General features: G+C 52.7%; 12 protein-coding genes. 9 read left to right on the top strand and 3 right to left on the bottom strand.

Features of this window, described 5'->3' with window-relative positions:
• Nucleotide 1: 1 nt before the first annotated feature.
• A complete protein-coding gene (locus P40081_RS38780) occupies nucleotides 2-454 on the bottom strand; it encodes a hypothetical protein (RefSeq protein WP_156118721.1) in 453 nt (150 codons plus the stop codon).
• A 421-nt stretch (nucleotides 455-875) separates the two neighbouring features.
• Complete coding sequence (locus tag P40081_RS28380) at nucleotides 876-2,708, bottom strand: alpha-glycosidase (RefSeq protein ID WP_081970189.1); 1,833 nt, start codon at nucleotides 2,706-2,708, stop codon at nucleotides 876-878.
• A 350-nt stretch (nucleotides 2,709-3,058) separates the two neighbouring features.
• Between P40081_RS28380 and P40081_RS28370 the strand changes: the two genes are divergently transcribed.
• The gene (locus P40081_RS28370) at nucleotides 3,059-4,051 is read left to right on the top strand and encodes a hypothetical protein (RefSeq protein WP_156118720.1); all 993 of its coding nucleotides are present in this window, start codon (nucleotides 3,059-3,061) and stop codon (nucleotides 4,049-4,051) included.
• A gap of 4 nt (nucleotides 4,052-4,055) precedes the next feature.
• Here P40081_RS28370 and P40081_RS28365 read toward each other — a convergent pair whose 3' ends face one another.
• Entirely contained in the window at nucleotides 4,056-4,739 is a 684-nt protein-coding gene (locus P40081_RS28365) for an SOS response-associated peptidase (RefSeq protein WP_042139502.1), read from the bottom strand.
• Between the two features lie 132 nt (nucleotides 4,740-4,871).
• Between P40081_RS28365 and P40081_RS28360 the strand changes: the two genes are divergently transcribed.
• From P40081_RS28360 to P40081_RS28325, 8 genes are all read left to right on the top strand, one after another.
• Complete coding sequence (locus tag P40081_RS28360; RefSeq protein WP_042139501.1) at nucleotides 4,872-5,360, top strand: 2-thiouracil desulfurase family protein; 489 nt, start codon at nucleotides 4,872-4,874, stop codon at nucleotides 5,358-5,360.
• 233 nt (nucleotides 5,361-5,593) lie between these two features.
• Nucleotides 5,594-6,745, top strand: a complete 1,152-nt coding sequence (locus P40081_RS28355) for a cysteine desulfurase family protein (protein WP_042139499.1) — start codon at nucleotides 5,594-5,596, stop codon at nucleotides 6,743-6,745.
• 88 nt (nucleotides 6,746-6,833) lie between these two features.
• Complete coding sequence (locus P40081_RS28350; RefSeq protein WP_039300903.1) at nucleotides 6,834-7,355, top strand: PRC-barrel domain-containing protein; 522 nt, start codon at nucleotides 6,834-6,836, stop codon at nucleotides 7,353-7,355.
• A 14-nt stretch (nucleotides 7,356-7,369) separates the two neighbouring features.
• The gene (locus P40081_RS28345) at nucleotides 7,370-7,579 is read left to right on the top strand and encodes a hypothetical protein (protein WP_039300906.1); all 210 of its coding nucleotides are present in this window, start codon (nucleotides 7,370-7,372) and stop codon (nucleotides 7,577-7,579) included.
• Between the two features lie 386 nt (nucleotides 7,580-7,965).
• Nucleotides 7,966-12,510, top strand: coding sequence for a carbohydrate binding domain-containing protein (locus P40081_RS28340; RefSeq protein ID WP_052422057.1), 4,545 nt, complete (start codon nucleotides 7,966-7,968; stop codon nucleotides 12,508-12,510).
• Nucleotides 12,511-12,642: 132 nt separating this feature from the next.
• Nucleotides 12,643-14,040, top strand: coding sequence for a sugar ABC transporter substrate-binding protein (locus P40081_RS28335; RefSeq protein WP_052422056.1), 1,398 nt, complete (start codon nucleotides 12,643-12,645; stop codon nucleotides 14,038-14,040).
• Between the two features lie 74 nt (nucleotides 14,041-14,114).
• Nucleotides 14,115-15,095, top strand: a complete 981-nt coding sequence (locus P40081_RS28330; RefSeq protein WP_081970185.1) for a carbohydrate ABC transporter permease — start codon at nucleotides 14,115-14,117, stop codon at nucleotides 15,093-15,095.
• Nucleotides 15,092-15,949 carry a carbohydrate ABC transporter permease gene (locus P40081_RS28325; protein WP_042139498.1) on the top strand — a complete coding sequence of 286 codons (858 nt, stop codon included), beginning with the start codon at nucleotides 15,092-15,094 and terminating at the stop codon, nucleotides 15,947-15,949. The genes P40081_RS28330 and P40081_RS28325 overlap by 4 nt, the downstream gene beginning before the upstream one ends.
• Nucleotides 15,950-15,964: the final 15 nt, after the last annotated feature.

Here is a 15,964-nt window from a genome sequence, read left to right as displayed (position 1 = left end):
ATTAACAATTTAGGACAAGAATATGGTTACCTATGCAGCCTTCCGGGATGACAAACATTTGATTGACGTTCGTGTCATCCATATAAAAACCATAAAATTGAATGCCGTCACCGAAAGTTGCGGTCAAGGAAGCATTGTAGTCGGAATAGGAGCGCAGCATCTTTTCAAAGTTTGGCTGGAAGGGCTTATACAGCATGGACGATCTTGGCGTATTCCCCATGTTCAGATTAATCCGGGCGGTGGCGGCAGCCTGCTCATTCTCCTCCGGCACCAAGGCTATGGCCGGAAGCTGATCGGGGCTGCCGGGCAATGGATCAGGAAGCTGGGCATTCAGCGGATGGGATTTATTAATTAGCGCTATCTGCGCCGGGGAAATAAGTGGATAAACGACATCTAAAGTTGGGGGATTTACTGTTTGCGCAGGATTAGTTGGATAAACGACACTTATATTCACTAACGCTGCCTAATAACGGGGAATGGGATGGAAATAAGTGACGTTAATCCACTTGTTACCCGTAAAGTGAATTCCAAGGGATGGAATAGATGCTGAAAATCCACTTATTTTGGGCGGTGTGGCAAAACTGGCGACCAACAAGTGTCTACAGGTGCGTACGGCGAACTTGAGTCGCGAAACGGTATACGAAGTGCGAGGCGACTATATGTTTGTCCAGGCAGTGAGGAGAATCGGCAAAGTGAGCAACCGAATAGTGTGCGCGAGTACGGAAACGATGAAGTGAGCGGCCGAAAGGTCCCTGCGATTACAGTGCGGCGGCGTTCTTAGCTGCAAACGTCGCTGTCCAGCATGCAAAGGAGGTGTCCCTGCAGCCAGTAATGGCTCCGGGAACACCTCCTTTTTTGGCAGCCTGCCGGGTCAATTAATTCTCAGGCTTCGCACCATCATCCGCAGCCTCAGCCACACTCCGCAGTATCCGGAACCCCAGCGGCTCCAGCGTAATGCTGATTCCATCGCCGTCCATCTCCACCGGCTCACCGCTGAAGGCGTCCTGCCAGCTGCCCCCGGTGAATGATTGCTGAAGGGTTAACGGTTCGCTGGAATTGTTCATCCAGACGGTAAAGCGGCTATTGTCATCAAACCGATCATACACGAGGCCCCGGCTATCTGCATCACTCTGCAGGAAACGGAAGTGACCGGTACGCAGTACCTTATGTTCCTTGCGCAGGGCAATCATGCGCTGATAGAAGCTGAATAGCTCACGGTCCTGACGGTCCTCCTCCCAGATCATACATTTACGGCAATCCGGGTCATCTTCTCCCGTAAGTCCGATTTCATCTCCATAGAAGATACACGGGGTTCCGGTAAAAGTAAGCAGGAAGGTGACTGTCAGTTTCAGTCTCCGGGTATCCCCGCCCAGCCGGGTAAGGACTCTGGGAGTATCGTGGCTGGCGAGAAGATTGAACAGTACTTCATTTGCCTGCCGCGGGTAACGCATCAGCAGTCCGTAGATATGGGAGGCGAAGGCTGCCGGATTTATCTCCTCTCCCCGGAAGTACTCCAGCAGCCGGTCAGAGAAAGGATAGTTCATTACGGAATCGAACTGATCCCCCTGCAGCCAGTTGAGGGAGTCGCTCCATACCTCACCGATGATGAACGCCTCCGGGTTAATCTCTTTGACCGCCTGGCGGAATTCGCGCCAGAATACATGGTCCACCTCATTCGCCACATCCAGCCGCCAGCCGTCGATTTGAACCTCACTGAGCCAGAAGCGGGTGATATCCAGCAGATATTCTTTGGTTTCCGGGTTGGCCGTATTCAGCTTGGGCATCCCGGCGAAGAAGCCAAACGTATCGTAATTGGGATTGTCACCTTCGGCTTTAACCGGATAATCATAGATATGAAACCAATTGGCGTATTTGGAGGCTGCCCCATGTTCAATTACATCCTTGAATGGCGGAAACTCCGCGCTTGTATGGTTGAAGACGGCATCCAGCACTACCTTAAGCCCTTTGGAATGGGCCAGGCTGACCAGCTGCTTCAGCAGCTCCACATCCCCGAAGCTGGAGTCGATCGTTCCGTAGTCTACCGTATCGTATTTATGGTTGCTGGGAGCCTGGAAGATAGGTGTCAGATACAGCGCCGTTACGCCAAGCTCAACAATATAATCCAGATGGTCGATAATGCCCTGCAGGTCTCCGCCAAAAAAGCTGTCATTCGCCGGCGTAGCGCCCCATTCGAGCGTTCCTTCAGGATCATTCGCCGGATCGCCGTTGGCGAACCGGTCCGGCATGATCTGATAGAAGACCGCGGACTTCGCCCATTCCGGAACATGCAGCAGATCCACCTCGTGAATATAAGGCATTTCATAATAGCCTCCGGGAGGCGTAGGCTGCTCTTTCCTATAGAAGCCGGATTCAACCATCCATACCGTCTCCGCATCCGTTTCCAGGCGGAAGCCGTAGGAGAAACGTTTGCGTTCGGGCGTTACCTCAGCTTCCCAGTAATCGAAATAGGCATCTGAACCCACCTTGAGCATTTCCAGCTCCTGATGATGATGCTCCCAATCGTATTTATCGCCCGTTAGCGCAAATACCCGTTTCACATTGTTCTTTTTGCTGCGCAGACGCAGGTGAAAGGTAGTGCTGTTATAAGCATAGGCCCATTTGCCCTGCGGAGAATGATAGAGGCACTCGAGCTCAATGGAGTTGCCTGGTGCTGTTGCTGATGTCAGTGCATGTCTGCTGATAGCCATGTCTATTCCTCCTGGGATCAATAATGAATGGATAAAATAACGAATGAATTATGAGCTTTAGTTAATACCCGGGATAAATAGGAATTAAACACCAGATAGAAGGGGCGTGATGGTGGGAAATAGTGTGTAAGCGGGAGCGGAGAAAAGGGTTTGGGGGAGAACTATAGAATACTTTTACCAATGATTACTTGCTTCATACATACTAAGAAATTTGGGGTGCTCTGTCTGTGAACGTTAAGCTACCGAAATTTGCCTCATTGTTATTCTTGAGTTTGTTGTTAGCAGCTTGTTCGGAAGCCCCCTTAAGTGAATCTCCAGAACCGCCGTTGCCCAAGGCTTCTGAGCAGCCCGTGATAGCATTAGTGCCATCTCCCACTCCGGGGAGGTCTGAGCAGCCAGCCTCCATTCCGGAGATTACGGCCGTTCCAGCCCCTGGTTCCAAGGAAGATGACCACCCGCTACAGAAATATATGGATGCTGTTCACGGGGACATGAGGGGGGATTTGCTGTTCTCCGCCAAACAGGATCTGGATCTCGACGGATATGATGAGATTGTGCTTGGCTACGGAGATCTTAATCAGGCTGATCCGCAGTATTCAGACGTGTGGGAGCTGCATGTGCTGAGGGACAGGAACGGGGAGATCGAGGAGCTTACACATGATTTTGAGGGCGGATACCAGAAGTGGGGATTTAAGCTGATCCGGCTGCAGGGTCTGCCGCAGACCTTCATTTATTGTGGTCTTACCAATGATGCTGCAATGACGGGCTTCGCGGTGCTGGAGATCTCCGGTGATCAGGTGCTGCGGAAGGTGTACAGTGCTGCAGCTAACGGGGAGGGCGAGGATATTATACTGGACAACAATCGCGATGGTCTGTATGACGGTTATGAGCAGAACAGACAGGACTATTATACTTTTGATTACTTGGTGAAACGTACTTACGCTCTAAAGGGGGGAGAAGAGGTGCTGACGGCAACAAAAGTGGGGATTCCCGAATACCCGCAGGAGATTAAGGGTGTGATCCTGCAGTATTTGAATCTGAGTGCCCTGCAGGTTGAGCAGTCCCCTGAAACGGAAGAACGGTTGGCCCTGCTGTGTATCGATAAGGACGGGACTGAGATTACAGGAGAAGATCGTAGCGGCTGGCGGGAAGCCCTGGAAGGCTATCATTCGGAGATTCAGTTTGATATTAAGCAGGATGGGCTTGCGTCTGAAGCCTTTCTAACGTATACAGAAGACGATAACAAGCCAAAGACGCAAGAGCATACAATGCAGCTCCATCTGGTCAAAACTGCCGCCGGGTGGCAAATTGATGATCTGGTAATTCCGCAATCTGAGCGTTAAGGCCCTATACCGCATCTGCCCCGGCTCTGTTAATCAGCTCCCGGTAGTCATTACGCACATTGCCCACTGCGGACGAGACCGGATAAGCCAGCATCTGCCTTGCATCATAAGGCTGCAGCAGCTTCATCAGGGAGGGGATATCCTGATTGCTGCGGTCCAGCCACTGTGCTTCCGCGTCCTTGCCCAGAATGACCGGCATCCGGTCATGAATCTCCTCCATGAGGCTGTTCGCAGCTGTGGTGATGATGGTGCAGGTGGCGATTTTGTGGCCGCTTGGGTCAGTCCAGATATCATACAGGCCGGCCATGGAGAAGAGCTGTCCGTCCCGCAAGGTGATGCGCAGCGGCTGCTTGCCGCTCTCCTTGACCTGCCAATCATAGAAGCCGTCTGCCGGAATGATGCAGCGGCGGGACGATACAAGCCCTTTAAATGAAGCTTTCTCCAGCAGCGATTCACTGCGGGCATTGATTAGCTTCGCAGCGTTCTTATCCTCCTTGGACCAGGAAGGCAGAAGCCCCCAGCGCAGCTGGCCAAGCTTATTGCGCTTGCCATCATGAATAACAGCCGGAATATACTGCATCGGAGCCGCGTTGAACTTCGGTGCATAATGGTCGAAGGAAGGATCGCCGGTGAAATACCTGGTCATCAGCTCTTCCAGTGTTACGGTAATCGTATATCTTCCGCACATTTTGCCCGTGCCTCCCTTTAGTGGCTGCCAGTTTACAGCATAGCCGCTTCGTGCTATGCTGCCTATATTTCTCATGATAGCATTACATTATAGAGGAAGAAACTTAAGGATTGTGAAGGAGGGGCGGCGGCTATGATTATCGTAAGTTCCTGCCTGGCCGGAATGAAGGTTAGATATAACGGCACGGATTGTCTGAATCCGGGTATCCAGCGTCTGCTGGACAATCAGCAGGCGGTTGCCGTATGTCCTGAACTGATGGGCGGCTTCTCTACTCCCCGGGAACCGGCTGAGATCATAGGCGGCAATGGCAGAGATGTACTGGAAGGCCAGGCCCGGGTGATCGATAGAACAGGCAATGATGTAACTGCAATGTATATAAAGGGAGCCTATGCCGCACTTGAGCAGGTAAGGAGCTTATCTGCAACTCTGGTGGTGCTCAAGGAGAACAGCCCGTCCTGCGGCAGTTCCATGATCTATAACGGAGAATTTGCCGGTGTGAAGGTGCCGGGAGAAGGTGTAACCTCAGCGCTCTTGCGGCTGCACGGCATTGAAGTGATCTCCGAGGAGCAGCTGGCTGCGCGGTTGCAAGAACTCGGGGCTGACGAACCGGCCAAGCCATAGTTTTTCCCAATAATACTCCATGGACAAATGTTACAATATTGTGTTTATTAACAGGTGGTAAAAGGGCTTGTTCAGCAGTATAATTGAGTAGTCCTGCAAGTGGAAACGGCCTTGCCGTTCTCTCAAGGACGGTACCGTTTCAGCGAAAAATAGAAGGATAAATTATCGTGTGAAGCATATAAATTCTTATATTTTAAGAAAATCCTGAATTTCAAGAAGCGGAGAATCTCGTTATGAAACCCATCTATTTGGACCACGCCGCCTCAACACCGGTTCATCCGGAGGTGGCTATGGTTATGTACAATATGTTATTGAACCAGTATGGCAATGCGTCCAGTGTACACCAGTTCGGACGGTCGGCCAAAAGAATCGTAAACGGAGCGCGCGACAGGATCGCGGGCTTTTTGGGCTGTTCCCCTGATGAGTGGGTGTTCACCAGCGGCGGTACAGAGAGCGATAATCTCGCCCTGTTCGGCGCAGCCTATGCCTCTATTCATAAGGGTAAACATATTATTACCACAGCAGTCGAACATCATGCGGTATTGCATACATGCGGACAACTGGAGCAACAGGGCTTCGAGGTTACTTATCTTCCCGTAGATTCCACAGGACTTGTCTCTCTGAGGGATGTGGAGTCTGCCCTGCGTGAGGATACAGTATTGATTAGCGTAATGTTTGTGAATAATGAAGTGGGAACTGTACAGCCTATAGAAGAGATTGGCAGATTGGCGGCCGGGCGGGGCATTCTTTTTCACGTGGATGCTGTACAAGCCCTGGGCACGCTGCCTATGGTGCTCCGCGAGCTGCCTGTCGACTATATGAGCTTCTCGGCCCACAAGATTGGCGGTCCGCAGGGAATTGGCGGTTTGTATGTCCGGCGGGGAGCACCGCTGCAGCCAAGGCAACATGGCGGACTTCAAGAGCGCGGCAGACGGGCAGGTACGGAGAGCCTGGCCAGTACAGCCGGCTTCGCTACAGCGGTAGAGCTGGCTGTAGGCGGACTTGCGGAGCATCATGAGCAGGCTGTCAGTCTGCGGAGTACACTGCTGCAGGAGCTGGACAAGCATGCCGGAGCCGGCGGATATGTAATTAACGGAAATGAACAGCAGACGGTGCCCGGAATTCTAAATGTAAGCTTCCCGGGTGCGAAGACAGATGTGCTGCTGATGAATCTCGATATGGAGCGGATTGCGGCCGCCAGCGGTTCAGCCTGCACCTCGGGCTCTCTGGAAATCTCGCATGTCCTGCAGGCGATGAAGCTTCCGGAAGAACTTTTGAACTCGGCGATTCGCTTTAGTACAGGTTTGGGTAATACTAATGAAGAAATGCAGGTTGTTGCCCAAAAAGTTGGAACCATCTTAAACCGGCTGCGTACTAAAGACTAGGCATTTTTGCGGTCTGGCATCCGTTTGGAAGGTTTCTAGCCTCAGGGAACTCGTAAGTACTATTTAAGGTGAGGGGACTTTGGACGCCATGAAACTTCAAGATATGATTGGCCTCACCGTATATGAAGTTGAAGAAGGTACTGAAGTCGGTGAAATAATCGATATTGGACTGGATTCAAACTGGAACATTACGGGTATTGAACTGGAAAGCAAAACTTTTTTCTCCAGTCATGTGAAAGTTGTGGCATGGGATGATATTGTCGCTTATGGCGAAGATGCTGTCATGATCCGCAATAAAGAGTCGATTATTAAGACCGACGCTGACCATATACCCTATACTTTCCTCTTGGGAAAGAACAAGTTGAAGGATTTGCAGGTGCTTACAGCATCCGGAACGATACTTGGACGAATATCGGATGTTTATTTTGACCAAAAGATGGGAAACACAATAGTAGCGCTGGAAATCAGTGACGGGCTTGTAACTGATTTGATCGAAGGCCGCAAATGGCTGCCTTGTTCTGAAGGAATGTCTATCGGGGAGAATTCGGTACTGGTTCCTGCGATGAGCGAAGAACGGCTTCAAAAAGCCATTAATATTGTTAACGGATAGGTGGAATGTATTATATGAAGTGTCCAAACTGCAACTCCAAGGATATCGGCAAGATCGGTTCCCACCAGTTCTATTGCTGGGGCTGTTTCATCGAACTAACGGTCAACGGCGAGAAAATGTCGGTTTATCAGGTTGAAGAAGATGGCACGCTCAGTTCGCTTGACGATCTGTTCTCGGGTGAAGATGTTGCACAGGATTTCCCGCAGATCCATGCATCCTCCTGATCATTAGCCTGATTCATTCCCGGATAAAGTTACATAGATTCGCCGTGGGGCTGACCTCAAAGCGTCGAATGGATGCCTGGGTCAGCCTTGTTTGCTCTTAAGCAGGAGATCCGCAAGCCTGCGGTGGGTGTTCCACGTAACGATTCTTCAATCTTCTGCAACACAAAAACCAGCCAATCCTGGACCAGGATTGGCTGGTTTTTGTTGTGTGTGGACCCTGGACAGCGTCTGTTTACAGGATAACTTCTCCTATAAATGCGGAAGTTGCATCTTTGTTATATGTGCTAACGAATTGGTATGTCGCCTCCGGGATACGGGCTCTATACTGAAATCGACTGGCGGCAACGCCGGATTCTGCAAGGTTCTGCATAAGGGGGAATATTGAAATGTACCGTAAAGGAATATCCAAGTTGCTGATTGCGGGTATGCTGCTGTCAGGGATTCAGCTTCCGGGAAACACGGGAGTGGCAGGAGCAGAGGGACTGGAAGAGCTTCCCGTATCAGCCGCAGGAGCAAGCAGCGCTATTGCAGCCGAAAAGGCAGCATTTGCCGATATGAATCAGCACTGGGCTTCGCCGGCGGTGGACAGGCTGGCAGCCGCCGGAATCCTGCAAGGGAACGGGCAGGGGAGATTTGGACCAAGCCGTGCAATCTCACGCGCAGAGATAGCGGTTATCCTGGGCCGTGTGTTTCGTTACTCAGCTCCGGGAACGGCTGTGTTCAGTGATGTAAGCGCTTCTTCCTGGTATGCCAAGGATGTGGGCGGGGTTAGTGCAGCAGGCATAATCCAAGGTTACGCGGACGGACGGTTTCAGCCGGGAGCAGCTGTAACCCGGCAGGAGGCCATGACGATGCTGAGCCGGGCTTTCGGCCTGGAGGCGGCCTCGCAAACTACGCTGGCTGCGCAGCCTGACGGGTCAGCGGTCAGCGACTATGCCCGGGAAGCAGTGAGTGCCATGCTTGACGCAGGCTACCTGCGCGGCGGGCCGGATGGCAAGCTGAATCCGCAGACGCAGATGACCCGGGCTGAACTGGCGGAGCTGCTGGGCCGGATGATCGGGTGGATCAGCTCAGGCGAAGGAAGCCATTCGATTGGCAGGGTGTCTGGCAATGTGATAGTCAACCGGGCGAATGTGCAGATCGAGAACGGGCCGGTTAACGGAAATCTCTATGTGACTGCCGGAGTAGGAGAGGGAGAAGTGACGTTCTCGGGAATCAAGGTGCAGGGAACCACTCATATCTCTGGAGGCGGTGACCATTCGGTAGTTTTCCGTAAATCTTCACTGGGGCAGATCAAGCTGAACAAGCCCAAAGCACCGGTACGGCTCGTTCTGGAGGATAGCAGCACCGTAGCCCGGATTGAATTGCTCCAGCCGGCCAAGGTTGAGATTGGGGCCGGCACAAGGGTGGAAGCACTGATTATCGGTCCCGGCGCTGCCGGATCAGAGATTGTGAACCGGGGAGACATCGGCTTGCTTGAGACCCAAGCGGATCGTGTGCTTCTCAACGGCCTAGCGCTCAAGGCAGGTGAGACGCTTCGGGGCTTGTCCGGCAATGGAGCCACACCACAGGCAAGTGCAGCCGCCACCTCTGCGGGGAGTGGCGGGAGTTCAGGCGGAGCGATGTCAACGCCAACGCCAACGCCTGCACTTATGACACCTGCTCCAACAGCGACACCTGGGGCAACGCCGACAGTAACGCCGGCGGTTACTCCGCCAACCCAAGACAATCCATGGGAGCTGGTCTGGAATGACGAATTCGACGGCAGCTCCATAGATGAGACCAAATGGAATGTCCAGGATACCGGAACGGTATACAATAACGAGCTGGAATATTATCATCCGGGCAACGCTTCACTTACAACAGAGAGCGGACACAGCGTACTGGCGCTGGAAGCGCGGAAGGAGGCTTACGGCGGAAAAGAGTATACATCGGCCAAGCTGACCTCCAAGCTGAAGGGCGACTGGACCTACGGCAAATTCACGGTGCGCGCCAAGCTGCCGATTCAGCAGGGAATGTGGCCGGCCATCTGGATGATGCCAACGGATGAAGAGAAGCAATATGGACCTTGGCCCGGAAGCGGCGAGATGGACATTATGGAATTAACAGGACCGGTAGCCGGGGATAAGGAGAAGGCGGATCTGTATCCAAGAACCGTGCACGGCTCACTTCATTACGACATCCCGCATATGTCCCAGTCCAAGACCTACGTTCTGCCGGAAGGCAAGACGTTCGCTGACGATTTTCATGATTTCACGCTTGAATGGCTTCCGGGCCTGATTCGGTATTACGTGGACGGTAAAATGTATTTTGAAACGAGCGATTGGGGAACCAAAAGTGAGGGCCAGCCGGATTACTATACGTACCCCGCACCGTTTGACCGGCCGTTTTATATGATTCTTAATCTGGCGGTAGGCGGTGACTGGCCGGGGAATCCGGCAGCTGACTTCAAGTCCGACGAGATGTATGTAGATTATGTCCGGGTCTACAAGTACAAGAACCTGGGTCAATGGCCTGATGTGACAGGACAGCGTCCAACGAATCCGGAGCTCTCGACTCCGCAGCGTCCTGCCCTGGCTGACGGCAATCAGATCTATAACGGGGAGTTCGAGGGTGCGGTAGCAGCGGACGGCCTGCCGGAATACTGGGAAATGATCAAGAATGCAGGTGGTGAGGGAACAGCCTCGGTCATTGAAGACAAGGATAAGGGTGCGGCAGTGAAGGTTGCCGTCGAGCAGGCTGGAACGCAGAATTATTCCATTCAGCTCACCCAGAAGCCGCTTCTGCTGGAGAAGGGCAAAGCCTACAAAGTGACTTTTGATGCCAAAGCAGACGCAAACCGTCCGCTGATGAGCAAGCTGACCGAATTCGGCGGAGGATGGACGGCGTATTCCAAGGAACGAAATTTCCAGCTTTCGCCGGACTGGCAGTCATTTGAGTATACCTTTACCATGGCCCAGAATTCCGACAATAATGTCCGGTTCGAGTTCAATCTGGGACTGAGCGATATTGCCGCCTATTTCGCTAACGTTCGAGTGGTGGAGACGCAGCCCCTGCCAGTGGTACGTACTCCGTTGTCTGACGGCAACCTGATCTACAATGGCGGATTTGAGCTGGGAGAAGGGCGGCTGGGTTATTGGAGCTTCGCCGTTAAGCCGGAATCGGGAGCTGCTGCGAAGGCCAGTGTAACCAATGTCCTGGAGCTGCCGCTGATGAAGCGCGAATTCAAGGCAGATGTCCAGAAAGCCGGAGGCTCGGCTGAGGATGTGACGCTCATCCAGACAGGAATCCCTGTGACAGCCGGCGGAGTCTATCAGCTTGCGTTTGAGGCGAGATCGGAGCAGGAGTTGCCGGTTGGCATCAAGCTGGACGGCGGCGATGGGAAGACCGTCTATCCTGACGGGTCTACCTTCACGCTGACAACGGAGTGGAAGAGCTATACAGCGGAAATAGCGCTGTCTGGCGGGTCCGGTACAGCAGCGGCATTATCGTTCCTTCTGGGCCAGACTCCGGGGCAGACCGAGATCGACAATGTGCGTCTGGTTCGGATGGTTGATCCGCCTGTAATGAACGATTACCTGCATCTGCGGGGCGACCAGTACTGGAGAACATCGGGTACCGGCCTGATTCCGAGCGGCGAAGGCGGCAAGGACATCACGGATATGGACCAGGGCGACTATGTGGAATACAAAGTGGTTCTCCCTCAGGCCGCCAGTATTGTTCCGGTAACCCGGGTATCCAGTGTACGAGCGGATTCGGAGCTTACGCTGTCGGTGCTGGATGCCGGCAAACAGAGTGTAGTGACGACCTCTGTCTATAGTACGGCAATCGGAGATACCGGAGGACTTCATTCCTACCGCGCAATCATCGGGGCACCGCTTGAGCTGCCTGCCGGAACCTATTACTTCCGTCTTGGCGGCAGCGGCTACAATCTGGCTTGGCTGGATCTTACCCGCGAACTCGTGAAAAACGGCGGCTTCAAGGACGCTTCCACCGACAACTGGACGCTGTTTAAGAGGGACTGGGACAATGATCCGGTGAAGAATACCGTAATGACTGCTGTGTATGGGGCGCTGCAGGTTGACCTGGGCGGTAGCGGCGATGAGGACTGGAATGTACAGGTGAAGCAAGGAGCGATGCCCGTAGAGCAAGGCAAGAAATATCTGCTTCGCTTCGATGCCGATGCCTCCATGAACCGGGAGATGCGGGTGCTGGTTCAGCGTGACGGCTCCTTGGACGGCAATTGGACCCCATATACGAATGAGAAGGTCAGCCTGAGTGAAGCGGGCGGACATTATGAATATCTGTTCACCGCTCCGGCAAGCGATTCCGCTGCCGTACTGCAATTCAGTCTGGGCAAGGTTAACGAGCTGCTGGGAGAACATACGGTTAGACTAAGCAATATTTCCCTGCTGCAGGTGAGCCCGGTCATGGCGGGTGAGGCGTACAGGGAGAATCTGATTCCGAACGGAGACTTCTCCGCTCCGCTTAAGGGCTGGAGCAGCTTCTCCTCCGACAGCGGCGAGTTATCCATTGACAATGTGAATGGGGCGCTGAAGATAAAGGTGGGTTCCACAGGAACGAACAGCTGGGACCGGCAGGTCTTTTATGAGGGAGTCGCTTACAACGAAGGCAATCATTATACACTTACCTTCAAGGCCAAGGCGGATCTTATGCGCAAAATGAATATCAGCATCGGCTGGCTGGATGTGGCGAATAATTACACCTGGCACGGGTACACAAGCAAGATTGTTGATTTGGGTACGGAATACACCGAATATACCCTGGAATTCGACGTTGCCGGAGACAGTACCTCTATCGGCCGCATTTCGTTCGAGCTGGGCAACATTAAGGATGGCGGCACGGGTCAGCTTGCAGTGGATATCGATGATATTGTGCTTATGAATAACGGAACCGTAGCAGCACCCTGAACAAGCTTTAGAATTTGTTATCCAGACTTGCGATTTGGTATTTAGACCGGCAAGAAACACTTTTATAATCAATACATGGAGGACGGGCAGCCGTTCTCCGTGATTTTCAAACGACAATGGGGGAGATTTATTGTGAAAAAGACAGCAGTATCCATCACCGCACTACTCATGGCATTTTCAGTAGTGGTCAGCGGATGTGGAGGTAATAACAATCAATCAAGTTCGGCTAACAACGGAGAAAAGAAAGAAGTATCCAGTGCAACTGCCGCTCCTGCAACGCCAAGCACGGACCCTGTTACCCTGAACGCGTGGGTGATGCCGAACAGTCCCAAGCCGGATGCTGACTTCCTGAAGACGCTTGATCCTTACCTGAAGGAGCATACGAATGTCACCGTTAAGGTAACCGTGCTGGACTGGGGTTCCGCCTGGACCAAGATTACAACGGCGGCTACAAGCGGCGAAGGCCCGGATTTGCTTCAGCTCGGCTCGACCTGGGTCCCTGCTATCGCCAGCATGGGGGGCATTGATAAAGTAACGGATAAGGTAGCTGATGTGGGCGGCGCCGAAGCCTTCCTGCCGGCAATCTGGCAGACTACCTCCATCGCGGGCGACAGTGAAGTCTACGGAGTACCTTGGTTCGTAGATGCACGTGCTATCTACTACCGGACAGATGTATTCAAGCAAGCCGGGGTTGATACAGCCACAGCCTTCAAGGATTGGGATTCCTTCAAAAGCGCGCTGCAAGCGGTCAACGGACAGACCGTTGACGGCAAAAAGATCGCTGCACTCGGACTTCCGGGTAAAAACGACTGGAACGTAGTGCATAATATCTTCCCTTGGATCTGGGCTGCAGGCGGCGATGTTCTCTCGGAGGATAACAAAAATGTTGCCTTCAACGAAGAGAAGGGGCTTGACGGCGTGATGTTCTACACCGGACTTGCCGCTGAAGGCCTTGTGGATAAATCTTCGCTTGAGAAGAATTCGTCTCAGATTGAGAGCGACTTCGGCGACGGTAAATCGGCGGTCATTATCTCCGGCCCTTGGCTCGCCAAGAACTTTGCGACACCGAAAGCAAACGGCGGTATGGATGACAAGAAAGCGGCCAAGAACTTCGCGGTGGCTCCGCTTCCGGCAGGTCCGGGCGGACAAGCTACCTTCGTCGGCGGCAGCGAGCTGACCGTATTCAGCGGCTCGAAGAACAAGGAAGCGACTTGGGATCTGATTAAGTACCTGACTGGCGATGAAGCGCAGAAGGCTTATGCTGCCGTATCCGGCCAGCTCCCGGCTCGACTGTCACTTCTGGAATCGCCTGATCTGGATGCAAGCATGAAAGCATTCTCGGAAGCCACGAAATACGGAAGAACCTATCCATCCATTCCTCAATGGGGACCTACGGAAACGGCGCTGCAAAAGCATTTTGCCAACATCTGGGATATTGTCGCCGGTGTGAAGGGCAAATATAGTGAAGAAACCGTCAAGCAAGAGCTGGATTCTGCAGCGGCCGAAGTCAAAGCAATTATTAACCAATAATTATGAGGATTAGGGGGATGCCGCCGCGCGATAGGGTGCGGCGGTTCTTCCATTAGTAAAGTGAGGGATAAGAGATGGGACTCCATACTGAAAAAAATCTGCCTGCGAAGGCTGCTTCCGACAAGCGCGGACTGTGGCGCAAACGGGTCAGAGAGAATAAATTTGCTTACATGCTGATGGTGCCGACCATCATTTTCATGCTGTTGGTGCATTTGCTCCCTATGATTCAGGGATTCTGGATGTCATTCCTGAAGCTGAACCAATTTACACTGGGCAAATATCTCAAGGCGCCGTTTGTGGGGATCGACAATTATATTGGCCTGTTGTTCAACACCGATAACCCGGTCCGCCAGGGGCTCAACTTTGCCATCCGCAACACCGCGATTTATTCAGTCATTGTAACGATCGGTGTAATGATCATGGGCCTGATGATGGCCTTGCTGCTGAACCGTGATTTTCCCGGACGCAGCATTGCCCGTACAGCCATGCTGCTCCCATGGGTCGTTCCGTCTTATGTGGTCGGTGTGCTCTGGGGTTTCATGTGGCAGAAGGAAGGCATTATCAACTATTTCCTGGTCGATGTCCTGCATCTCTTCAATGAGAAGCCTTTCTGGCTGCTGGGACCGAATACGATCTGGGCGATCATTATCCCAACCATCTGGCGCGGCTGGCCGTTCCTGATGGTCATTTTCCTGGCTGGACTCCAGACTATTCCCGAAGATATCTATGAAGCGGCAACCATTGACGGTGCGGGCAAGTTCCGCCAGTTCTGGAACATGACGCTGCCGATGCTTAAGCCGGTTATTGCGGTACAGCTTTTATTCCAGATTATTAACAATGTGTACTCCTACAACATCGTCTCCACGATGTTCGGCAACGGTGCCGGATATCCGGGGGAATGGGGAGACCTCCTGATGACAGCCTTGACCCGCCAATCCTTCGGTTATTGGTCCTTCGGTTCGGGTTCTGCCGCTTCAATCATGCTGATGTTTGCCATGCTGATGGTCGTCGGTATCTGGTACCGCGCCTTTAGATCGGAGTTGAATGCCCAATGAGTACACACCGTAAACGTTCCGTCAGTTCGTTCCTGCTGACCTCACTAACCTGGGTCATCGTTGTATTGACGATATTCCCCATTTTGTGGATGATCTTCACCTCTTTGCACTCTAATGACCAAATTCTGAACGGTATCACTACCTTTAGCCTGCCGAAGCCGCAGTGGGTCAATTATATCAATATGTGGGATACCGTTAATTTTGCCGTCTATTTCCGCAACAGCCTTCTGATCTGCGGTGCGACAACCCTGCTTGCCGGCTCCTTTGCCGTTCTGGCCGGGTATGCGCTGGCCCGGTTTGATTTTCCCGGAGCGAAGCTGTTCAGCATGAGTATCATATCCACCCAGCTGATCCCGGGGATTATGTTCCTGTTCCCGATTTATCTGATGTTCCTGTGGATCAAGAATACGTTCGGTTTGCCGATGATCAATACGTACTGGGGAATGATTCTCGTCTACACGGCGTTCTACACCCCAATCAGTATCTGGATTATGCGGAGTTTCTTTGTCTCAATTCCAAGAGACCTGGAAGAGTCGGCTACGATTGACGGCTGTACGAAATTTCAGGCTTTCTGCAAAATCATTCTGCCGTTGTCTCTGCCCGGCATTATTGCGACAGGCATCTTCATCTTCCTTACCGCGTGGGATGAGCTCCTCTTCGCCTGGGTTTTGACAACCAGCTCGGATGTACAGACGATTCCGGTCGGTATCCGCTTGTTTGTCGGCCAATACAATACCCGCTACGATCTGCTGATGGCAGCCTCCACGGTTGTAACCGTGCCGGTCATGGTCATATTCTTCATGACGCAAAAATACTTTATCAGCGGTATGACCGCGGGGGCCGTCAAGGGCTGACCCGCAGCATGCCAG

The organism is Paenibacillus sp. FSL P4-0081, assembly GCF_000758565.1.
Taxonomy (GTDB): Bacteria; Bacillota; Bacilli; order Paenibacillales; family Paenibacillaceae; genus Paenibacillus_AQ; species Paenibacillus_AQ phytohabitans.
This window is presented reverse-complemented; position numbering and strand designations above follow the sequence as displayed.